Origin of the sequence: Nocardia sp. NPDC050799, from assembly GCF_040654015.1 — a bacterium.
Taxonomy (GTDB): Bacteria; Actinomycetota; Actinomycetes; order Mycobacteriales; family Mycobacteriaceae; genus Nocardia.
Map to the genome: position 1 here is coordinate 75,526 of NZ_JBFAHF010000029.1, position 22,183 is coordinate 97,708.

Annotated in this window: 19 protein-coding genes; 9 read left to right on the plus strand and 10 right to left on the minus strand. The window is 67.5% G+C overall.

Features of this window, described 5'->3' with window-relative positions; genetic code table 11:
• Positions 1-57: 57 nt before the first annotated feature.
• The 3 genes from AB0H42_RS26145 to AB0H42_RS26155 form a co-directional block, all read right to left on the minus strand.
• Entirely contained in the window at positions 58-1,224 is a 1,167-nt protein-coding gene (locus tag AB0H42_RS26145; RefSeq protein WP_357060434.1) for a CoA transferase, read from the minus strand.
• A 45-nt stretch (positions 1,225-1,269) separates the two neighbouring features.
• The gene (locus AB0H42_RS26150) at positions 1,270-1,806 is read right to left on the minus strand and encodes a hypothetical protein (RefSeq protein WP_357060436.1); all 537 of its coding nucleotides are present in this window, start codon (positions 1,804-1,806) and stop codon (positions 1,270-1,272) included.
• A 143-nt stretch (positions 1,807-1,949) separates the two neighbouring features.
• On the minus strand, positions 1,950-3,110 hold the full coding sequence (locus AB0H42_RS26155; protein ID WP_357060439.1) for an alcohol dehydrogenase catalytic domain-containing protein: 1,161 nt from the start codon (positions 3,108-3,110) through the stop codon (positions 1,950-1,952).
• 366 nt (positions 3,111-3,476) lie between these two features.
• Between AB0H42_RS26155 and AB0H42_RS26160 the strand changes: the two genes are divergently transcribed.
• Both AB0H42_RS26160 and AB0H42_RS26165 read left to right on the plus strand, forming a co-directional pair.
• Complete coding sequence (locus AB0H42_RS26160) at positions 3,477-4,748, plus strand: cytochrome P450 (protein WP_357060441.1); 1,272 nt, start codon at positions 3,477-3,479, stop codon at positions 4,746-4,748.
• Between the two features lie 40 nt (positions 4,749-4,788).
• Positions 4,789-6,057, plus strand: coding sequence for a cytochrome P450 (locus tag AB0H42_RS26165; protein WP_357060443.1), 1,269 nt, complete (start codon positions 4,789-4,791; stop codon positions 6,055-6,057).
• A 101-nt stretch (positions 6,058-6,158) separates the two neighbouring features.
• On the opposite strand, the gene AB0H42_RS26170 is transcribed toward AB0H42_RS26165, so the two are convergent.
• Entirely contained in the window at positions 6,159-7,106 is a 948-nt protein-coding gene (locus AB0H42_RS26170; protein WP_357060446.1) for an NADP-dependent oxidoreductase, read from the minus strand.
• Positions 7,107-7,409: 303 nt separating this feature from the next.
• Between AB0H42_RS26170 and AB0H42_RS26175 the strand changes: the two genes are divergently transcribed.
• The gene (locus AB0H42_RS26175) at positions 7,410-7,940 is read left to right on the plus strand and encodes a nuclear transport factor 2 family protein (RefSeq protein ID WP_357060449.1); all 531 of its coding nucleotides are present in this window, start codon (positions 7,410-7,412) and stop codon (positions 7,938-7,940) included.
• On the plus strand, positions 7,937-9,988 hold the full coding sequence (locus AB0H42_RS26180; RefSeq protein ID WP_357060451.1) for a TRAP transporter large permease subunit: 2,052 nt from the start codon (positions 7,937-7,939) through the stop codon (positions 9,986-9,988). Before AB0H42_RS26175 ends, AB0H42_RS26180 begins: the two co-directional genes overlap by 4 nt.
• 194 nt (positions 9,989-10,182) lie before the next feature.
• Here the strand turns inward: AB0H42_RS26180 and AB0H42_RS26185 are convergent, their stop codons facing one another.
• The 3 genes from AB0H42_RS26185 to dctP (AB0H42_RS26195) all read right to left on the minus strand — a co-directional run bounded on the left by AB0H42_RS26185 (position 10,183) and on the right by dctP (AB0H42_RS26195) (position 14,041).
• A complete protein-coding gene (locus AB0H42_RS26185) occupies positions 10,183-11,079 on the minus strand; it encodes an alpha/beta hydrolase (protein ID WP_357060453.1) in 897 nt (298 codons plus the stop codon).
• Between the two features lie 160 nt (positions 11,080-11,239).
• Entirely contained in the window at positions 11,240-12,547 is a 1,308-nt protein-coding gene (gene dctP / locus AB0H42_RS26190) for a TRAP transporter substrate-binding protein DctP (RefSeq protein ID WP_357060456.1), read from the minus strand.
• A 192-nt stretch (positions 12,548-12,739) separates the two neighbouring features.
• On the minus strand, positions 12,740-14,041 hold the full coding sequence (dctP, locus tag AB0H42_RS26195) for a TRAP transporter substrate-binding protein DctP (protein ID WP_357060459.1): 1,302 nt from the start codon (positions 14,039-14,041) through the stop codon (positions 12,740-12,742).
• Positions 14,042-14,263: 222 nt separating this feature from the next.
• Between dctP (AB0H42_RS26195) and AB0H42_RS26200 the strand changes: the two genes are divergently transcribed.
• From AB0H42_RS26200 to AB0H42_RS26215, 4 genes are read left to right on the plus strand one after another with little or no spacing between them, the layout of a single operon-like run.
• Positions 14,264-15,316: a thiamine pyrophosphate-dependent enzyme gene (locus tag AB0H42_RS26200; RefSeq protein ID WP_357060462.1), complete on the plus strand. Its 1,053-nt coding sequence runs from the start codon at positions 14,264-14,266 to the stop codon at positions 15,314-15,316.
• A 14-nt stretch (positions 15,317-15,330) separates the two neighbouring features.
• Positions 15,331-16,296: an alpha-ketoacid dehydrogenase subunit beta gene (locus AB0H42_RS26205; RefSeq protein WP_357060464.1), complete on the plus strand. Its 966-nt coding sequence runs from the start codon at positions 15,331-15,333 to the stop codon at positions 16,294-16,296.
• A gap of 13 nt (positions 16,297-16,309) precedes the next feature.
• Entirely contained in the window at positions 16,310-17,638 is a 1,329-nt protein-coding gene (locus AB0H42_RS26210) for a dihydrolipoamide acetyltransferase family protein (RefSeq protein ID WP_357060467.1), read from the plus strand.
• A 49-nt stretch (positions 17,639-17,687) separates the two neighbouring features.
• Positions 17,688-18,935 carry a bifunctional 3,4-dihydroxy-2-butanone-4-phosphate synthase/GTP cyclohydrolase II gene (locus AB0H42_RS26215; protein ID WP_357060470.1) on the plus strand — a complete coding sequence of 416 codons (1,248 nt, stop codon included), beginning with the start codon at positions 17,688-17,690 and terminating at the stop codon, positions 18,933-18,935.
• A 9-nt stretch (positions 18,936-18,944) separates the two neighbouring features.
• Here AB0H42_RS26215 and AB0H42_RS26220 read toward each other — a convergent pair whose 3' ends face one another.
• Complete coding sequence (locus AB0H42_RS26220; RefSeq protein ID WP_357060473.1) at positions 18,945-19,538, minus strand: TetR family transcriptional regulator; 594 nt, start codon at positions 19,536-19,538, stop codon at positions 18,945-18,947.
• Between the two features lie 97 nt (positions 19,539-19,635).
• Here AB0H42_RS26220 and AB0H42_RS26225 point away from each other — a divergent pair, with 97 nt between their 5' ends.
• The gene (locus AB0H42_RS26225) at positions 19,636-20,463 is read left to right on the plus strand and encodes a mycofactocin-coupled SDR family oxidoreductase (RefSeq protein WP_357060476.1); all 828 of its coding nucleotides are present in this window, start codon (positions 19,636-19,638) and stop codon (positions 20,461-20,463) included.
• A 30-nt stretch (positions 20,464-20,493) separates the two neighbouring features.
• On the opposite strand, the gene AB0H42_RS26230 is transcribed toward AB0H42_RS26225, so the two are convergent.
• Both AB0H42_RS26230 and AB0H42_RS26235 read right to left on the minus strand, forming a co-directional pair.
• Positions 20,494-20,904, minus strand: coding sequence for a Rid family hydrolase (locus AB0H42_RS26230; protein ID WP_357060478.1), 411 nt, complete (start codon positions 20,902-20,904; stop codon positions 20,494-20,496).
• A gap of 122 nt (positions 20,905-21,026) precedes the next feature.
• The gene (locus AB0H42_RS26235; RefSeq protein WP_357060480.1) at positions 21,027-21,929 is read right to left on the minus strand and encodes an IS5 family transposase; all 903 of its coding nucleotides are present in this window, start codon (positions 21,927-21,929) and stop codon (positions 21,027-21,029) included.
• Between the last annotated feature and the right edge of the window lie 254 nt (positions 21,930-22,183).

The following is a 22,183-nucleotide window of genomic DNA, read 5'->3' on the forward strand; positions in this document are numbered from 1 at the left end:
GATGTATTTGCTCCTCATTCTTCCGGTTCGAGCCGGGGGTCATCCGGGACGCGGTGGTCAGATGACGCCGTCGGCTTCGAGTGCGTCGATAGCGTCGCGATCGAGCCCGAGCAGCTCGCCGTAGACGTCGGCATTCCCCTCCCCCAACGCCGGTGCCGGCCGAGAGACCCGTGCTCGCTCGGCGCCGATCCGTGGGATCGGGGCCGGCATCTTGTAGGCGACGCCGTCGGGGGTCATATGGTCCTCGTAGGCCCCGGTCGCCGCGAGGTGCTCGTCCTCGACGAGCAGCTGCGGTGTCATGCACAGGGCGGCGGGAATCCCCTGCGCCGACAGGGTCTCGACGACTTCTCCGGCCGGCCGGGCCCCCACCCATCGGGCCACCTTGTCATCGACCATGCGCTTCTCGCCGTACTGCAGCCCGGAGCGGGCCCGGCCCTGCTCGTCACGCGCCCAGTCGGCATCGACCGCGTCGACGAACCTGGCCCACATCCCGGGCTCGGGGACTACGCAGACCATCACCCAGATCCCGTCGGCGGCCCGGAAGGGACCCCACGGTGCGGGCACCGTCATGAGTTCCTCGGCGCGCTCTCCTTTCGACGCGGCCATCGTGTAGTTGACGACCTCCGAGCCGGTGACGCGCTGGAGGATGTCGTACATCGACACGTCGACCACCTCGCCCCTACCGTCCGGGGTGGCGTCCCGCCGGCGCAGGGCCTCGGTGGCGCCGAGCGCCCCGAGCAGAGCCGTGGCGTAGTCGCCGATGAAGAGGTTTCCGGTCAGCTGCGGCACGCCCTCGCTGTTGCGGAGCAGATGGCTGACCCCACCGAATGCCAGACCGATGGGATCCATCGCTCGACGCTCGGCATACGGCCCGTCCTGGCCGTACCCGGTGACCCGGACATAGACGAGACGCGGATTGATCGCCTGCAGGTTCTCCGGCCCCAGTCCGAGGCGGTCGAGCGTGCCGGCGCTGTAGTTCTCGACGAAGATATCGGCCTCGGCGGCCAGTCGCTCGAGCAGCTTCCGACCCTCCGGCTTACGGATGTCCAGCGTCACCGACCGCTTCCCCCGGCCCTCGATCGGCCAGGAGTAGCCGAAGTGGCGCAGAGCGTCACCGCCGGGTGGTTCGACTTTGATGACGTCCGCACCCATATCGGCGAGAAACGTGGTGACGACCGGGCCGGCGTACATCGACCCGACGTCGAGAACTCGAACTCCGTGCATGGCTGGGCCTCTCAGACAATGGTGGCGGGGTGGCCGGCGAGCCGGTCAGCGGCGGACGGCATCGGTCTGCGAAGCCTTCGTACCGAGGTCGTCGTAGGTCTGACCGCGCCCCTTGTTGTGCGTCTCGAGCCCTTCCTTGGAAGCGCCCGCGCCGAACACCTTCTGGTACAGCGGCACCAGGTCATCGGTAACGAACTCGATGTACTGGTGGTTCTCGACCCAGACCGCCTGGAATTTGAAGGGACCGTCGAAGAAGCGGGTGTGCCACCCGTGGCGGTCGGCGACCGCTTTGATCTCCGCGACAGTGAGGACCGAGCGGCACAGGATGTGGTTGTAGGTGAACTCTGGCGGATCGGAGTCGACGAGCGTTTCGACGGCGGTGGCCACTTCGTCCGGTTTCCACACCGCGTTCCGTGGGCCCACCTCGAGCATCGAACCCATCTCGTCGAAAGCGCAGACCCATTTGGCGCCCGGGCTGTAGGGCGGAATCGGGGGCTCGACAACCTGGCCACCGACGATTTCGGCAAGGGCCGCGGCCACCGTCTCCGGGTCATCGGCCGCGAAGGACCAGTGCAAGATCATTGTCGTGTCTCTCCTCGCGCCCGCGGAGGGCAAGCAGGGGTGGGGCGAGGTGCGGGCGCATCCTCGCTGCGTAACCAAGGCCGACGCTAGGCCCGGGGCAGCCGGGCCAGAACCGTCGCGTTCCATATGTTGAAACCCTCGGTTCACAACCGGTTCGGCCGGACCGACCGGTGGACTCCGCAGGTGGCGGCGAAGGGTGCCGACAACGCCTCGGATACTTCGTCCAGGGAGTACTCCTCGCCCACCAACGGGGCGAAGGTGGGGTGCGAGCGTTCGAGGAGCCGGACCGCGCCCTCGACGGAACCGACGGAATGTCCCGGCGCGCCCTGGAGGGTGATGTTGCGGAAGACCAGGGCATCGCCCTTGAACTTCTGCTCCGTCTTCCAGCCGTTGGTGCCGGCGAGAACGATCGTGCCGCCGATTCGCACGCAGCGGGTGGCGACGGCCAAGACGCTGTCGGCACCGGATGTCGTGATGACGACGGCATCGACACCCGTGCCGCGCGTCTCCTCCTCGACCGCGGCGACGACGTCCTCGGTCTCGGTGTCCACGACCCGCGTGGCGCCGACCCGCGTCGCGAGTCCGAGACGATGGGCGTCGGCACTACGACCGGCGACGATGGTGCGCAGTCCGGCCGCGGCATGCCCCACGGCGGTCACGGCCAGACCTTGCGGACCGGGGCCGACGATCAGCACGGAGGCGCCGGGACGCAGGCGGGCGAGCTCGAAGAGCCAGTGCATACCGTTGGCGACGGGCATGAACATCGATGCGATCGCGGTCGGCACATCATCGCTGATCCGGCGCAGGTTGGTATTGCGGTGCAACTTCATATGGGTGCCGAAACCGCCCCAGGCGCCGGGTTCGGTGGTGACCGGGATGAATCCGTAGCGCGAGCCCTGTGAACCGAAGAAGCCGTTGCACATCTCGGCCCGGCCGGAGGTGCAGAACTGGCAGTTGCCGCAGGGAATGACCTCATTGACGACGACGCGGTCACCGACGCTCACTCCCCACCGTTGCGCGGCACGTTCACCGATATCGGCGATACGGCCTAGCATCTCGTGCCCCAGTGCCACCGGCGGGAAATTCTTCGGGCCGTCCCCGCGGAACATCTCGACATCGGCGCCGCAGACACCGGTGGCCTCGACCGCGAGGACACCGGTCTCGGGGTCGGAGGCGGGGATGGTGAACTCGCGCAACTCCAGGTGTCCGGGCTCGGTAATGACACAGGAGGTCGCGATCAGGGGGAAGGTCGGGTCGGTCACGAAATCGTCGCCTTTCACCGTGTTCTGTGAATCCTCTGCCACCGAGGATCGTCACCGTCCCCTTCGCCACATTGTCGAATCTCCTATATGGCCGCCGGACTGTGCTGGTCCCGACGATGCCGCAAATCCGAGCACCCGGCGCCGGGAAGGTCCCACGTCGTGAAATCCCCCTGGAAACCGGCCCCGACGCTCGGAGTGGTTCCGCTCCGATTCGCGGGCGCCGTGATCCGCCGCCCCCGCCCCGGGCAGCGGCCGGCCGGCCCGAAAGGCGGGCCGTTCCCAGTGCGTGAAACCGGTGGGTAGGCAGTTCCGTCGCGCAACGACAGGGTGGGCGGTAGAGCGCGCGGCCGCTCGCGGTGGCAACGGCGCCGACTCGTACCCAGGACGCTCTTCGAGAAGGAGAGAACAGTGACCGCCCACCAGAACACCGAGGCCCGCGAATCCTTGCCCGCCTTCCCGTCCCCCCGCGCGGACAAGTGCCCCTTCGACCCGCCCCCCGCTTTCGAGGAGCACCGCGAGAACGCGGGCATCACCGAGATCCGGCTGTGGAACAACCAGACGGCGTGGCTCATCACGCGGGCCGACTATTTCCGCGCACTCCTCAACGACCCCCGGGTCAGCGCCGACCGGTCCAGGCCGGGGATGCCGATGACGAGTAAGAGTTCCACCGCCAAGCTCCCCACCCGAGCCTCCTTCCGAATGATGGACGGAGAGGAACATCGACGCCTGCGCCGCATGGTCACCCGCGATTTCTCCATGCCCAGCGTCGAGGCCTCGCGAGAGCAGATCCAGCAGATCTGCGGCGAGCTCATCGACGAGATGATCGCCAAGGGCCCCACCGCCGAACTCATCCGTGATTACGCTTTCGGCCTGCCCACCCAGCTCATCTGTCACATCCTGGGAATTTCGACAGACCAGCGGGACTTCCTCGAAACGCAGGTCGCGACCATGTTCAATCGCGACACCGACGCCGATATCGCCGAGGCCGCCGGGCGCGCCCTGGTCGACTACCTGCGCACTCTCATCGAGGAGGTCGGCGGGCAGGAGCCTCGTGACAACGTCGTCAGCCGCCTGGTCCACCGGCAGTACCGGCAGGACAAGATCGACCTGCCGGACCTGCTGAACACGCTGGTGCAACTCATTGCCGGAGGCTTCGATACCACCGGCAACGGAATCGGTTCCAGCGTGCACCTGCTGCTGCAGCATCCGGATCGCCTCGCGGCCCTCCGGGACAGCGACGATCCGCGGTTCATCGCCGGGGCCATCGAGGAACTGCTGCGCTACATCCCGATCATCGACTCCGGTTTCGACCGGGTGGCCGGTGCGGACATCGATCTCGACGGGCACCTCATCAAGGCCGGGCAGGGCCTGATCTTCAACGTCCCGGCGGCCAACCGCGACCCGCGGGACTTCGATGCCCCCGGCGAACTCGACCTCTGCCGGGACGCCAGGGCGCACGTCGCTTTCGGCTACGGCCCCCACCAGTGCCTGGGGCAAAACCTTGCCCGGGTGGAAATGCAGGTGGCCGTCCCGGCACTACTGCGGCGGCTGCCCGGGCTCGCCCATGCGGTGCCCGTCGACCGGATCGAGTGGCGCTTCGACCGTCAGATCATCGGCCTCGACGCGCTGCCGGTGACCTGGGACCAGGAAGCCGCGCTGGCCCTTCAACGGTCCCGCTGAGCTATCTCGGCAGCCCCCGACAACCGACAGGAGAGTGACAGTGAACCAACAGAAGACCGAGGCGCCCGAGTCCCCACCCGTGTTTCCCTCGCCCAGGGCCGACACGTGTCCCTTCGACCCGCCGCCCGCCTACGAGGAGTACCGCGAGGATTCGGGCATTACCGAGATCCGGCTGTGGAACGACCAGACAGCGTGGCTCATCACGCGGGCCGGCTATTTCCGCGCACTCCTCAACGACCCCCGGGTAAGCGCGGTGCGTGCCCACCCGAATATGCCCAAAACGAGCCAGATGGCTGCGGCGAAACTGCCCACGCGGGCGTCTTTCCGCAGCATGGACGGCGATGAGCACCGCCGGCTCCGCCGGATGGTCACCCGTGACTTCTCCATGCCCAAGGTGGAAGCATCCAAAGCGGAGATCCGGCAGATCTGTGACGATCTCATCGACAAGATGATCGCCGAGGGACCGACGGCCGATATCATCACCGACTACGCCTTCGGTCTGCCCACCCAGCTCTTCTGCCATATCCTCGGCGTGCCGTTCGAGAAGCGCCAGTTCTTCGAGACCGAAGTCACCACCATGTTCAGCCGCAGCTCGAACATCGAGAAGTCCGAGGCCGCGGGCCAGGCGCTGCTGGGCTACTTCCGGGATTTCGTCGACGAAGTGGCCGCGCAGGAACCGCGTCAGGACATCGTCAGCCGGCTCGTGCACGAACAGTACGCCAAAGGCCTCATCGACCTTCCCGACCTGCTCAATACCCTGGTGCTGCTCATCGGCGGCGGTTTCGACACCACGGGCAACGGCATCGGTTCGAGCGTCCACCTCCTCCTGCAGCACCCGGCCCAGCTGGCCGTCCTCCGGGATACGGAGGACCAGAAAGTCATCGACAACGCGGTGGAGCACCTGCTGCGCTACGTGCCCATCATCGACACCGGATTGGACCGTGTCGCGCTCGAGGACATCGACCTCGACGGCCATCTCATCAAGGCCGGCGAGGGTATCGTGCTCAACGTCCCGGCGGCCAACCGTGACCCGCGGGATTTCGACAAGCCGGACGAGTTCGATATCACCGGCCCGGCACCGGCCCACATCGCCTTCGGTTATGGGCCGCACCTCTGCCTGGGCCAGAACCTGGCGAGGGCGGAACTGCAGATCGCGATCCCGACCCTGTTGAAGCGTCTGCCGGGCCTGGCACACGCACTACCCGTCGACGAGATCCCGTGGCGCTTCGACCGCCAGATCGTCGGTGTCGACGCCCTGCCGGTGACCTGGGATCAAGAGGCCGCCGTCGCACTCCGGCAGTCCCGCTGAGGTGACAGGCGAAAGTGCCGGACGGTGGACGTCCATCGTCCGGCACTTTCGGCATAGCTCCTCCGGATCAGGGAACACGGCGACCGGAAGCGCGGGCGCCCTCAGACGAAGGTGAGGACGAGACGGCCACGCATACCACCGCGCGACAGTCGTGCGTGTGCCGCTGCCGCCTGCTCCGCCGGCACGATGTCCGCCACCCGCAGCGTCAAGGCGCCCGCTGCGGCCTGGTCACTGAGTCGCTGAATGGCAGCCGTATCCGAGGCGCGGGAGCCGACGAAGACCGGGAATACCCCGATGCCCCGCTCGGCCGGTCCATTCCATCCACGGAAGGATGCGATCTTGCCGCCGTCGGCGACCGCGGGAACAACATCGGCCGCGAGCAGCGCCGCGTCGATGAGGCCGTCGACGCCACCGGGAACCTCGGCGCGCACCGCATCGACGAAGCCGCCGCCCCGGCCGACGACCACATCGGCCCCGAACGAGCGGACGAGCTCGTGGTCCTCGGGGCCGGCATCGGCCACGACCCGCAGACCATCGGCCTTCGCGAGCTGGACGGCGTAGCCCCCGAGCGCACCGGGCGCACCGGTCACGGCCACGATCGCCCCCGGCTCCAGTGCCAAGGCGTCCAGTCCGGCGCGCGCGGTGAGCGCGTTCATGACCAAGGTCGCGGCCGCCGGCATATCCACGCCGGCCGGCGCCAGTGCTACCGACGCCGCCGGGACGGCGATCGACTCCGCGTAGGCGCCGCCCCCGCCGCTGAAGGGGTCGACCAGAGCGACGACCCGGTCACCGACCGACAAGCGACCGCCCACTCCCGGCCCCACCGCGTCGATGACTCCGGCAGCGTCCATCCCGGGAATATGCGGCGGACCCGGAATGGTCCGGCCGCGCAGGGGCATCGCGCCCGCGCGCAGGATGAGATCCGTCGGGTTCACCGCGGCCGTGTGCACCCGGATGCGGACCTCCCCTTCGCCGGGCTCCGGTTCCGGTAGCTCCACGACCTCGAGAACATCCGGCCCACCGAAGTGCCGGCATCCCACTGCTCTCACGACTGCCTCCTCGGGCCGGGTCCCGGCCGCATCGGTTGTGCCGGCCGTCGGCGTAACCGTCGGCCCACGGCCACGTTTCCTCAGGCCGGCGCCGGGGGCCCAGACCGGGGTCTCATCCACCGAACCGGCGCCCTTCCCGAGGCCACCCGGCACGCCATGGCGGGGCGCGGACGGCGAATTCACCGGACCGCGCGATCGCTGCCTCGGGTCTCACAAGATGACACATGACCGTTCTGCGGCTCCCTGGGCGCTGTCACCATCCTTGGGACAGAGGACGATACGCCGTCACGAGGGAGTGCAGCGATGAACGACGTGCCGACAGCGGACCGGGTGGCCGAACACCCGGCGTTGCAACAGACCTTGGCCCGGTACTGCCGCGCCGTCGACCGGATGGACCTCGGACTCCTGCGGTCCTGCTTCGAGCCGGGCGCCCGACTCGACTTCTCCGGGCTCTTCGCCGGCGATATCGACGGCTTCACCGAATGGCTCGGCACGAATCTCCGAAATTACTCCTTCACCGTGCACACCCTGTCCAATACCTACCTCGAGGTGGACGGCGACCAGGCGGCCGGAGAGTGCTACGTCACCGCGTTGCACGGCCCTGCCCTCGATGGGGCGCGAGGCGCCTTCCGCTCGGGCGGCCGGTACCTCGACCGCTTCGAACGCCGAGGCGATCGGTGGGTGATCACCGAGCGCACCGCCCTGGTCGTCTGGTCCGAACCCGCACCGGACGTGAATCAGCCCACCGCCGGTGGCAAATACGGCGCAACGCGGTCTCGCCGCGACCACACAGACCCCTCGTACGCCCTGTTCGCCCCGCAGGAAGTCAGATGACCACCACGACCGGCCTGGCCGGCGACGACACGTCGCCCAACCCTGTGCCCCACGGGACCGAGGATCCGGCCGTCCCCGAGAAGCGCACCCCCGGAACTCGCCTCTCCGGGCGTCTCGGGGAGTGGACCGCGATCCCGGCCGCCCTGGCGCTCTTCCTGTTGATGTTCCACATCGTGGCCAACGCCGTGTTGCGCTATTTCGGCTCACCACTCGACGGCACCTTGGAGCACACTGCCTTCTGGTACATGCCGATCCTGGCCTTCCTCGGCTTCGCGGTCGCCCAACGGCGACGCGAACACATAGAGGCCCGGCTCATGTTCGACCGGATGCCGTACATGAGCCGGCGGGTCATGGAGTTCCTCGTCCAGGCGATCATCATCGTCTTCTGCCTTCTGCTGGCCTACTTCGGCGCGGTCGAGGCGCTCGACGGTTACGCCATCGGTCGCACCGCGGGAGCCTCCGGAGTGGTCGTCTGGCCGTTCGTCTTCGCCGTCCCCGTCGGCTATGTCCTCATGGCCGTCCAGGTCCTGCTCGATATGATCCGCTTCGCCCGGGCCGGGCATCCGGAACCCGCCGCACAGGACGCCCCGGATGGTCCCGGCCGGAAAGCGCGCATCGGCACCCGCGGCACCCTGGCCGAGGTGGCCTGGATGATCGTCCCCGCCGCCGTACTGCTCGCTTGCTTCGGCGGTATGTATTCAGGGGTCACCGACGAGATGATCGGTGCACTGGCCGTGGTCGCGATGCTCGTCCTCATGATGATGAAGGTGCCGCTCGGTATAGCCATGGCACTGCCGGGCATAGTCGGCATGCTCGCGATGACCAACTGGCGCGCGACCCGAGGCCTGCTGTCGCGGATGCCCTTCGACCAGGCCGCCTCGTGGTCGCTGTCGGTCATTCCCATGTTCATCCTCATGGGGCTCTTTCTGCACGCCTCGGGCCTGACGACGAAGATCTACGACGCCGCCCGGCAGTGGGTGGGCAGATTGCCCGGCGGTCTCGCTGTCGGCACCAACGTCGCCGGCGCCGGTCTGGCATCCATGTCCGGCTCGACACTGGGCAGCATCTTCCCGCTCGCACGGGCCGGTATCCCCGAGATGATTCGCGCGGGGTACGACCGGCGTCTGGCCGTCGCGTCGGTCATGGCGGCCGGTACTCTGGCCCCGCTCATCCCGCCGAGCCTCCTGCTCGTCATCTACGCCGGCGTGGCACAGGTCCCGGTGGGGCCGCAGCTACTGGCCGGTCTCGTCCCGGGCCTCCTGCTGATCCTTCTCTACGTCGGCGGCATCGTCGGACTCGGTGTGGTCCGTCCGAACATGGTCGGCGGCAAGTCGGCGGTCAGGTTCACGTGGCGAGAGCGATTCACCGGACTGCGGGGTATCGTCGCCGCCCCGGTCCTCATCGTCGTCATCATCGCCGGGATCTACACGGGTACCTTCACCGCGACCGAGGCCGGGGCAGCGGGCGCCCTCGGCGCCCTGGTGGTCACACTTGTCCTGCGTCGTAAGGGCAAGCCGTGGCGAGTCGTCTGGAGCGCGGCGGTCGACACGGTAGCGACCGTGGGTTCGATCTTCTTCCTGCTCATCGGCGCAGCGATGCTCAGCCGGCTGCTTTCCATCAGCGGTCTCGCGGATGGTTTCGTCGAATTCGTCACGGATATGGGTCTCGGCCGGGTCGAGTTCCTCCTCGTCATGGTCGTCGTCTACATCGTCCTCGGGATGTTCATGGACTCGCTGGCGATGATTCTGCTGACAGTTCCGATTCTGCTGCCGTTGATGGCGCCGTTGGGGATCTCGGAAATCTGGTTCGGTGTGTTCGCTGTGGTCTTCATGGAGATCGCCATGGTCACCCCACCCGTCGGAGTCCTGTCCTACGTCGTCCACGGCATCGTCCAGAACAAGGAAGTGAATGCCGGCCGGAGTATCTCGCTCGGACATGTCTTCCAGGCCGTGGCGATGTTCCTGCCGCTCATACTGCTGCTCGTCGCGATCATGATCGTCCTGCCGGAGATCGTGACCTGGATTCCGGAGAATTCCGCGGGCAAGTAGCCCCGACCGAACGGGCACACCGATGCCGGCCCCCTTCCCGGGGGCCGGCAGCACTGCGGGCCGGACGCGTCGCCCTCGTCAGCGGAGCCGCGTCCGGTCTCGGGCCGCCGCCGTCTTCGTCGCCTCCGGCGACGCGAGTTTCTGCACCGCCGCACAGTTCGTCGCCGCGGGCGGGATACGACGCCCGAAGTAGTTCAGAGCTCCTGGTCCCAGGCGGCAGACAGCGTGGTGAGCGCCAGCGTGAGCGCACGCGGCGTCTCGAGAGGGATGTTGTGGCCCGCCCCCGGAACCGTCATGTCCAGGGCTCTGCCGCCCAGGGCACTCGCCACGCGCTTCTGGGCCGTGGTGGTGACCGAACCGGTCTCACCGCGGAAGAGGGCGACCCGGCACCGCACCGGAACGATCGCGTCCTGATGCAGCCCGTCACAGCGGAAGATGCGCGGGTCGAATTTCCAACTCCACCCGCCGTCGACCTTCCGTAGGGAGCCGGCGGCCACATGCCGCACCAAGAAATCCGGAATATCCCCGCCGTCGGGCAGAGGACGCCAGCGCGCGAGCGCGACCGCCCGGTCGCGGTGTACGCGAGACGTACCGGAACGAAAGAATCGTGGGTCGCCGTCGACCTGTATTGCGCGGTCCTCGATAACGGATTCCACGAGGACGATACCCGCGAGATCCTGCCCTGCCCGCTGGGCGACCCGCATGCCGATGAGACCGCCGAGGCTGTGCCCGACGAGATATGGACGGCGCAGCCCCAGGGCGTCGGCCAGCCCGAGCACCTCGTCGGACCAACCATCGAGATCGTAGGAGTCGCGCCTGCCGCTGTCCCCGTGGCCGGACAGGTCCATCGCTACCACCCGGCGCCGATCGGCCAGCCGCGGGCCGATATGGTCCCACCAGCCGGAGTGCCCGGCGACACCATGGAGTAGCAGCAGCGGGGCCGACCGGCCCCCGGTCTCGAGCGGCCCCCACTCGCGGTAGGCGATATCGGTGCCGGCGGCGTCGATCCGGCCGTGGCCGGGTGTGTGGTCGAGTGCGGCGGTGAACCACTCCGGGACGTCGGCCCCGGTGTCCACACGTCGGTCCCTCATCCGGCGCGGTCCTCCTGGGTGGCGGAATCCGTTATGGCGGAAGCACTCCCGCCGCTTTCCATACTCCGGAACCGGTACCCGGGCCCCGGTGCGCCGACGGCTGCCGCCGCGCCGATACAGTCGGCGGGGCAGCAGCCGGTTCGGCGCCGGTGGGCACGAATCATTCGGGACGGTGCTTGTCCAGAACCGTCGTCGTGAGCTCCTCGACGAGGGGCCCGACATCGACCGGCTCCTTCTTCTGGTGAGCGGCGAATTCCTGCCAGGTCACCTTGTTCGAGTATCCGAGGTCCGCGACCTTCGTCGCCCACGCGTCGTTGGCAACCCTCATGTTCTCGATGAAGCCGCCCCCGTCGTAACCCGCGGGTGCATCATCCTTCCGCAGAACCTGCTGGTGGAAGTCCTGCAGCCGCACCCGTGCGTCGGTCTCGAAGGACTCGACGGTGACTCCGTTGTCGACGGCCTGCTGCATGCTCATGGCGATGCCGCCCATATTGTGTTCCTGCAGATAGGTCCGCAGGAACACATCGAGGCGATCGTGCATGAGCTGCTGTGCGGCGAGCGGCAGTTCGTCCCACGTCGCCTTGCTCACGGCCGGGACCTCCGACGTCGGAGCCAAACCGACCATCGGGTCGACGACCGAATAGTCCGTTACCTCTGCGAGGTTGATCGCATACGCGAGCGTGTGCGCCGTGGCCAGACAGTCGACGGTGCCCCGCTGCAGGCCCTCGAAGACTTCGAGGGTGGGCAGCGACACCGAGGTGGCGCCCAGCGCCTCGATCTCCTGCTGCGCGGCCGGTGTGGACGTGCGGATCTGCTTACCTTTGAGGTCTGACAGCGAATTCCCGGATGCTCTGCCGCAGAAGAGGTTCTGCGATCCATTGACCACTGTCGGGACCAGGGGATGGATGCCGTAGTCCTCGATCTCCCCGCGGATGGCCGGATCGTCGAAGCCCACCTGCATCACGCTGGCGACCTGCTGGAGGGTGCCGGCGATGGGCGTGTTCTCGTTGAACACCATGCGCTCGGTGGTCCATGCCGCGATGGGGAACTTGTCCGGCGCGGCGGAGGGCCCGAAGGGCGCGGCATCGATGAGCCCGTCCGCGAGGGCATCCTCGATCCCCGTCTGCGTGATGGCACCGGAGTAGTGCATCTTGAAGGTGATCTTGCCACCGGACCACTCGTCGAGGGCCTTACCGTAGTCCTCCCAGGCCCGGGCGTAGCCGGTATTCTGCGGGGTGAGTACCTGGACCTTCATCTCCACCGGGTCCATATCGGCCAGGGCCGCCACGAATTCCGGTTTCGACGCGCCGGCCGCGACCGACTCGCCACCACCGCCCCCGCCGGACGCGCCGGCGCACGCGGTCGCGGCCAGAAGCACGGCGACGCCCGCCGCGGAGCCGAGCGTGTATCGGATTCCGGCACGGGATGGTCTGCGGCGGGGTCTGTCCGCCTGTGTCGACAGCGGCATTGCTGCGCCTCCATGGTTGAGTGATCGGTACGTCATACGGTCCTCGCCCCCGGCCGGGCCGGCAGCACTCCGGTGCCACCCGATGAAACCGCGCCGCGCGGCCGGCCGGACAGGACGGCGGGGTGCCCACGCCAGTTGCCGACGTGGACACCCCGCCGCCTTCGATCCCGTCGTATCCGTTCCCCCGGCCGGTTACTCGGGGCGGTGATTGTCCAGGATCTCGGCACGCAGTTCATCGATCAGCGACTGCGGGTCCAGGGGCTGCTTCGCGAGATGGCCGACGAGTTCGTCCCATCCGAGTTCCGAGCGGTAGCCGAGCTCCTCGACCTTCGGTAGCCACTTCTCCTGTGCCGTAATGACAGTCCGGACAAGCGCCGATCCATCGACCCCCGCCGGGGCGTCGTCGACATTCGTCATCCCGGAACGGTGGTGGTCGTCGAGCCTCTTCCACGCCTCGTCGTCCCATCGATGGAGCGTGCCGCCGGCCTTTTCCACCTGCTTCATACTGATCTCACCACCACCGATGATGTGGCCGGGAATATATGTTCCGAAGAAGACATCGAGCCTGTCGTGCATGAGCTGCCGGGCCGCCAAAGGCAGATCGTCCCAGGTGGCCTGGCTGACGCCCAGTGTTTCGTGGGTACTGGCGAAACCACCGCGCGGATCGACGGTCCAATTCTTCGCGACCTCGGCGATATTGATCGCATACGCGAGCGTCGTCGGCATCACCGCGCAATCGACGGTGCCGCGCTGGATGCCCTCGAAGACCTCGAGGGTCGGCAGTGATACCGGGCTGGCGCCGAGTGCTTTCACCTCCGCCTCGTTCGCCGGAGACGCAACTCGCACGGAGGCCCCACCGAGGTCGGCGAGAGTGTCGTACGGCTTGTCGCCGCAGATGAGCTGGAAGGGGCCGCCCGCCATGACGATGGGGACGAGGGGGTGAATTCCGTTGTCCTCGAGTTCTCGGACGATCGAGTCGTGATACCCGACCTCCGCCCAGCTGGCGAACTGTCCCAGCGGCCCGGCGACGGGAGTGTTGGGATCGGTCGCGGAACGTTTTCCGATGAACGACGCGACCGGGAACTTGTCCGGCTCGAACACCGGCTGGAAGGGCGCGGCGTCGATGAGACCGTCCGACAGCGCCCCGGAGACATCGGTGGGGACGATGGCACCGGAGTAATGCATCTTGAAGGTGATCTTGCCACCGGACCAGTCGTCGAGGGCCTTACCGTAGTCCTCCCACGCCTTGGAGTACGCCGCTTCCTTCGGAGTGAGGACCTGAACCTTCATCTCCACCGGGTCCATATCGGCCAGGGCGGCCCGGAACTCGGCCTTCGTGGCACCAGCCGCCACGGAGACGCCGCCGCCACCACCATCGGAGGAGCCACTGCACGCCGTCACGGCGAGGAGCGCGGCGACCGCGGCGGACAAGAGTGTGACGACCCGCCGGGTACGCACGCCCCGCGCCGTCGAGGGGGCCGGTGTCGGCTTCATAGCTGCCTCCGAATGTAGGGATGGCATGAGCGTGCCGATTACCGGGCATCTCGGGCACCGATCCGGTATCGCGAGGTGAGACCCCGGCGGTCACCGGATCGGGGGTCCCACCAGATGGCACCGAGACATTGGGCAGCCCGGCCGGAACACACAGGGTGTGACTGCAGCGTGCGCCCGCAACCCGGGCGGCGCACCGCAACGACCCACGAGGTGGTATCGGCTATGAAACCCATGCAACTACTCACCCAGGACGGGGAATTCACCCCCTGCCCCAACCTCCCGTTGGATGTCACGGCGGAGCTGTGCCAAGACCTCCTGCGTCATATGGTCCTGGCGCGGCGCTTCGACCAGGAGGCCTACTCGTTGCAGCGTCAGGGCGAGCTCGGACTGTGGCTGCAGTCGTGGGGCCAGGAGGCTGCCCAGATCGGCTCCATCGCCGCCGTGCGGTCCGACGACTGGGTCTTTCCCAGCTACCGCGATCACGCCGCCGCCCTGCATCGCGGCATCGAGCCCGGCGAGATCATGTCGCAGTGGCGCGGTTGCAGCGCCGGCGGGTGGAACCCCCACGAGTACCGCTTCCACGTGAACACCCTCGTGCTGGCGACCCAGCTCCTGCACGCCACCGGCTTCGCCATGGGCGTGAAACTCGAGGGCAGTGACGAGGTCGTGCTCAGCTACTTCGGTGATGGATCGAGCAGCGAGGGCGATGCGAGCGAGGCCCTCAACTGGGCGGTGACCTTCGAGTGCCCGATTGTGTTCGTATGCCAGAACAATCAGTGGGCGATCTCGACCCCCGTCGGGTCGCAGACCACCAAACCGCTCCACGAGCGGGCCGCCGGTTTCGGTCTCGACTCGTATCTCGTGGACGGCAATGACGTCCTCGCCGTACTGGCCGCTACCCGGCAGGCCGCACAACGCACACGGGCCGGTCACGGACCGTCCTTCATCGAGGTGGTGACCTTCCGAATGGGCGGGCACAGCACCTCGGACGATCCCACGGCCTACCGATCCGCGGACGAGGTCCGGCGGTGGGAGGCACGAGATCCCATCACCCGGCTGCGCACCTTCATGAACCACAAGGGGTGGCTGGACGACGACCGGTCCGCCGCACTCGACGCCGAGGCCGCCGCGCTGGCCGCGGCCACCCGTGCCGCATGCAAGGCACTGGCCGCGCCGGACCTCGCGGAGCTCTTCGACCAGGTGCTCAGCAGCCCCACCCCCCTGCTCCAGCAGGAGAAGCTCGCCCTCCTCGCCGAACGCGACCTGGCCGCCTGAAGGGAACACCAGCTGTGAGCACGACTCTCGTCGAGGCGCTCAATACCGCCCTGCACGACGCCATGGCCGATGACGAGGTCCTCGTCATGGGGGAGGATATCGCCGAACTGGGCGGGGTTTTCCGGGTTACCCAGGGTTTGCACGCCGCGTACGGTTCCCACCGGGTCATCAATACTCTCCTCGCCGAGTCCAGCATCGTCGGGACCGCAATCGGGCTGTCGATCCGCGGCTTCCGGCCCGTTCTGGAGATCCAGTTCGACGGTTTCGTCTACCCGGCCTTCAACCAGATCGTTTCGATGCTCGCGAAGATGCACGCACGCACGCGTGGCGCGGTCCGGCTGCCCGTGGTCATCCGGTTGCCGGTCGGCGGCGGCATCGGCGCCGTCGAACACCACAGCGAATCCAACGAGGCCTACTTCGCGCATACCGCGGGGCTGCGGGTCGTGGCCTGCTCCAACCCCAGCGACGGGTACTGGATGCTGCGGCAGAGTATCGAATCGGACGACCCGGTGATCTTCTACGAGCCCAAACGCGAATACTGGCACCGGGGTGCGGTGGCCGGCGCACCCGATCTGCCGCTCGACAAGGCCCGGATCACCCGGCCCGGCCGCGACGTCACCCTGCTGTCGTATGCCGGCATGGTCGGCCCCTGTCTCGCCGCGGCCGATGAGCTGGCCGGCGAGGACATCCAGGCCGAGGTCGTCGACCTGCGTTCGATTGCCCCGCTCGACGTCGCGACCATAGCCCAGTCCGTCCGGCGGACGGGCCGCGCCGTCGTGGTCCAGGAGGCGCCGACCTTCGTCAGTGTCGGATCCGAGATAGCCGCCACCGTGAGCGAAGAGTGCTTCACCTTCCTCGAGGCACCGGTGGCGCGGCTGGGCGGCTACAACCTGCCCTACCCACCGGCCAAGCTCGAGGGCGAGTTCCTGCCGGGCATCGACCGCATCAAGGATGCGGTCGGCCGGGTCGTGAATTACTAGGAGACATGGACAAATGGTAGAGATGTTCCTGCCCGATGTCGGTGAGGGCCTGACCGAGGCCGAACTCTCGGAGTGGCTCGTCGCACCCGGCGACGTCGTCGAATTGAATCAGAGCGTCTGCGAGATCGAAAGCGTCAAATCGCGCGTCGAATTGCCATCGCCGTACGCCGGCACGGTCGTCGCCCTGGCGGTCGAGGAGGGCGAGACCGTCGCGGTCGGCTCCTTGCTCATGACGATCGACGACGGCACGATCGAGACTCCCGGGGTTCCCGGCAGCACGGAAGCTCCCGCCGCGACCGCTCCGGCAGCCGATGCCGGGGAGTCCGCCGCGGCGCCGGAGGAGCAGAAGATCGAAGTTCTCGTCGGTTACGGCCCGAGCGCACCCGAGCGACGCGCCGGCCGCCGGCCGGCGGCCACGCGGCCGGCGAGAGGTTCGGCCCCGGCTGCGGCGACGTCCGCACCGGGCGTTCAAGCGACTCCAGGGGTGCGGGCGCTGGCCGAGAAGCTCGAGATCGACCTGGCCGAGGTCACGCCCGAGGAATTGGGTACCCGGGTCACGTATCTCGACCTCGTCCGCCACCACGACACATCCCGCGGCGACGCGGTCACCCGGGTGACCGGCACCACGGGCCGGCAGGAAGACGCCGAGGTCCGCACCCCGATCAGAGGAGTACGGAAGGCCACCGCGCAGGCGGTCTCCGAGTCGGCCTTCACCGCGCCGCACGTCACCGAGTTCGTCACGATCGACGTCACCGAGCTGTTCGATATGGTCGCCCGGCTCAAAATGTCGCCCCGCTTCGCGGGACTGCGGGTCACACCCCTGCTCATCGCCGCCCGAGCCGTCTGTGTGGCCCTGCGCGAACTACCGGAAGCCAACGCCACGTGGGACGGGACGAACAACGAAATCGTCCAGTTCCCGCAGGTGAACCTGGGTATCGCCGCCGCCACCGACCGCGGGCTGATCGTGCCGAATATCAAGCGCGCGGACACCCTCGGGCTGCGGGGGCTCGCGGCCGCCCTGAGCGAACTGGTCTCGACCGCGAGGGACGGCAAGACCTCCGTGGCCGATATGACCGGAGGCACCTTCACGATCACCAATGTGGGCGTCTTCGGCGTCGAGGGGGCGACGCCGATCCTGAACCGCGGCGAAGCCGCGATCCTCGCACTCGGCGCAACGCTGCAACGGCCCTGGATCGTCGGCGGCGAGGTCGTCCCGCGGTCGGTGATGACACTGTCGTTGTCCTTCGACCACCGGCTCGTCGACGGCGAGCTGGGTTCTCGTCTGCTCGTCCGGATCGGCGAGATCCTCACCCATCCGGCCGAGGAACTGGCGATCAGCTGATACCGGCACCCAGGGCGAACTCCGCCCCGGTCCAGAAAGGGAAGCAATCATGACGGATAGCGTGTTGCCGGCCGTCGATGTCATCCGCCGAGGCGGCATCGCCGTGGTCGTGGACGATGAAGACCGCGAGAACGAGGGCGATCTCGTCATGGCCGCCGAAGCGGCGACGGTCGACCACCTGGCCTTCTTTCTCGAACACACCTCGGGAGTCATATGCGCCTCGATGCCCGAGGAGTACCTCCTGCGTCTGCGGCTACCGCAGATGGTCGAGCACAACGAGGACCCGCACCGTACCGCGTTCACGGTCTCCGTCGACCTCGCCGTGGGCACCACGACCGGTATCTCGTCCGCCGACCGGGCCCTCACTTTGAAAGCACTCGCACACCGGCGAACCAGGCCGCAGGACCTGGTTCGGCCGGGCCATGTGTTCCCGCTCCGAGCCCGGCCACACGGGGTCGTGGAACGCCCCGGACATACGGAGGCGGCAACCGACCTGGCCCGCCTCGCGGGCGTTTCCCCGGTCGGCGTGATCAGCGAGGTGGTCAGCCCAGACCGTCGTCGTATGGCCAACGGCGCGGAATTGCGTGCGTTGGCTGTGCGCCACGGCCTCCCGATGATCACCATCGCCGATCTGATCAACCATCGGCTGCGCACGGAAAACCTCGTCGAGAGGCTCTCGTCGGCACGTGTTCCGACCCGGTACGGAGTGTTCACCTGCCATTCGTTCCGATCGGTGGTGGACGGGCAGGTGCACATCGCCTTCACCATGGGAGATCACGAAGGTGGTTCTCCGGTACTCGCACGAGTACACAGCGAATGCATGACCGGGGATGTATTCGCCTCCCTGAGGTGCGATTGCGGCGCCCAGCTCCAGGAGTCCCTGCGTACGGTCGCGGAAGCCGGGGCCGGCGTGGTGGTCTATTTGCGCGGGCAGGAGGGCCGGGGCATCGGGATCGCCCACAAGCTGGAGGCCTACGCGCTCCAGGACAAGGGCCTGGACACCGTGGACGCGAATATCGCCCTGGGACTGCCCGTGGACGCGCGGGAATACGGCTCCGCCGCGCAGATACTCCGGCATCTCGGCGCGGGCCGGGTACGGCTCATCACGAACAATCCGATGAAGAGCAAGCGGCTGTCCGAACTGGGAATCGAGGTCGTCGACCGGGTGGCGCTGCCCCCGCACACCACCGCGGACAATCTGACCTATCTGGAGACCAAATGCCGCCGGATGGGCCATCTCCTGGCTACATCCCGGGAGAACCTGCCCCACGCTGTCGATCGACCGGTCGGCACCTGACGCCGAAGATCACTCCGCCCGGGGAATCATCAGGCGTAGCAGGCGGGTCATGATCGCCCACAATTCCTCGTCCGGATGCGCCAGCCAGTACTCGTGCGCGGCCAAGGTCGCGCCGAGGACCGCATGACCGACCGCCACCGCGACCAGATCGCCGGGCCCGGTCGCGCGCCGGTCGGCGACGAACTCCGTCACCACGCGCCGCCAGTCCTGATGACGGGCGGCGGCTTTCTCCTGGACCAGCGGCACGTTCAGGATCAACTGCGCCCGGTGCAGCGCCCATTTCCGTTGTTCCGGTGGATGACGCAGCGCTTCCGGCGTCGCGCGGACGAGGACCTCGTCGTAGGTCTCCGCCGCCGGTGCCTGCCCGAGCAACTCTCGCAACCGCGCCAGTTCGGCCGGGGATTCGACCCACAGCACGTCGGCCTTGGTGGAGAAGTACCGGAAGAACGTGCGACGGCTGATACCCGCCGCTGCCGCGATATCGTCGACCGTGGTGTGCTCGAACCCGTGTTCCAGGAACAGGTCCTGGGCGAGCTCGGCCAGTTCGTGGGCACTGGTCAGCGCGGGACGGCCACCTCGGTCACGCTCGACTGGACTGCGCACGCCTCATCATCGCACGCAGGAATCGGCTCTCGACTTTTGGCACACTGCGCCATAACCTTGGGGTGACATCGACGTCGGAGTGAACACGGAGATCGCCATGAGCAGACTGGACGGCAAGGTCGCCTTCATCACCGGTGCGGCACGCGGCCAGGGACGCAGTCACGCGGTGCGACTCGCAGAGGAGGGCGCGGACATCATCGCGGTGGATACCACCGCGAAGGTCGACACGGTTCCCTACCCGCTCGCCACCGCCGAGGATCTCGCCGAAACGGCCCGGCTCGTCGAGGCAACCGGCCGCCGGATCGTCGCCCGCGAGGCCGATGTCCGCGACTCCGCCGCGCTGGCCGACGCGGTGGGCGAAGGTGTCGCGAAGTTCGGGCGCCTCGACATAGTGCTGGCCAATGCCGGTATCTCCAGCCCGGCCCCGACGCTCGAGATGAGCGACGAAACCTGGCAGGACATGATCGACATCAACCTCACCGGGGTGTGGAAGTCACTCAAGGCGTCGGTCCCGCACATCATTTCCGGTGGGCGTGGCGGCTCGGTGGTCATCACGAGTTCACTGGCCGCGATCTATGCCAACGAGAACACCGCCCACTATTCGGCGGCGAAGGCCGGACTCGTCTCGATGATGAAGGTGATGGCCAAGGAACTCGCACCGCACAGTATCCGGGTCAACACCGTTCACCCCACCACGGTGGCCACCGATATGATCCTCAACGACGCGACCTACCGGCTGTTCCGGCCCGACCTGGAAAATCCGGCCCGCGCCGATTTCGAAGAGGCCGCACGCACCCTCAACCGGCTGCCGGTCGCGGCACTGGAACCCGGCGATATCACCGACACCGTCCTGCACCTCGTATCCGACAGCGGCAAATACATCACCGGCACCACACAGGTGATCGATGCCGGCGGCGCACTCTGATCGAGAACGGCCCGAGGTAGGACCCGAGGCTCAGTCGAGGATGGCGTCGGTCTCCACCTCGACGAGCACATCGGGTTCGAAGAGGTAGTCCACGCCGATCGCCGATACGGGTGGCAGCGGGCTGGGCAGGCCCAGCTCGCCGGAGACTCGTTCGATGCCCTCGATGAACGCGGGGTACTTGTCCGGGCTCCAATTCGTGACGAAGAAGCGGAGGCGTACGACGTCGGCGAAACCGGCGCCCGCGCCCGCCAGGCCGCGTGCGGTGTTGCGCAGGGAGTGCGCGACCTGACCGGCGAGATCGCCGGTGGCCACGGGATTGCCTTCGGCGTCGCGGGCGATCTGACCGGCCACCCGGACGTGACGGGTGCCGGTCGCGACCGAAACATGGTGGTACGGAACAGGAGTGAATATGCCCTCGGGGGTCAGGTATTGCACGGTCATCGGTGTGCCTTTCTTCGGCGGGTAGGTATCCGATGTCTACCTGGTACTCGAAGGACACTTCAACGAAACTAGGGCTTGTATCGAAGTGTTGAGCAGTGGGCGGGCGTCAGCCCGCCCACTGTTCAACTGTGGCGGAGCCATTGGTTGATCGCTGCGATGTGGATGGTCGCGAGGTAGCGGACGGCGAGTTTGTCGAACCGGGTCGCGACCGCACGATGTTGTTTGAGCTGGTTGATGCCGCGTTCGACCACGTTGCGGTCGCGGTAGATCACCGGATCGAACGCCGGCGGGCGCCCGCCGGCCGAACCGCGGCCTCGGCGGTGGCCGGCTTGATCAGCCGGGACCGGGATGGTGGCCTTGATACCGCGGCGTCGTAGCCAGCTGCGGTTGCCGCGACTGGAATAGGCCTTGTCGGCGAGTACTCGATGCGGTCGCCGGCGGGCCCGGCTGCCAGGTCTGGATATGTCGATCCGGTCGAGGACCGCCGCGAACTGCGGGCTGTCTCCGGCCTGGCCGGCAGTGAGCAGCATGCTCATCACCAGGCAGCTGTCCTCGCAGGCCAGATGTAGTTTTGTTGTCCATCCGCCGCGGGAGCGGCCGAGGGCGTGATCGGCGGGTTCATGCTCGCCGGGTCCGCCGGGTGGCTCGGCCTGGGCGTGGCTGTCGCGGCGGGCTCCGGCCGCGTGCTGATGGGCACGCATGATCGTGGAGTCGACGCTGATCTGCCACACGATCCGGCCTGCGGACTCGGCGAAGCATTGCAGCATTTTCAGGATCAGCGCCCACACCCCTGCTCGCTGCCATCGCCGGAACAATCCGTAGACCGCGGGCCAGGACCCGTAGTGGGGTGGGATGTCACGCCACGGGCAGCCGACGCGGGTGCGCCACCTGATTCCGTCGATGAGCTGTCGTTTCGTCCATACCGGCGGGCGTCCGGGTTTTCTGCCGCGGGGCAGCAGCGGTTCCAGCCTCGCCCATTGAGCATCGGTCAGATCCGCGCGCCCCGTCACCGCTACTGTGGTCACGAGGTCTCCGGTTTGGTTCCGGTTGTGCTTGGTCGTTCAACCCACTTACCGGAGACCTCGCCCATCCGCCAACGCGGACAGAGTCTTTCACCAGAACCGCTGATGGGGTGGCACCGCTTCGCGGCGCCACCCCATCAGCTACTTCGATACACGCTCTAGTACTCCAGCCGCACTTGGTTATGTAATCGGCGTCTGCGCTGGTAGTGGGATTTTCTGGCCCGGTATTGGTGCCGGCGCCGCCAGGTTGACCACTG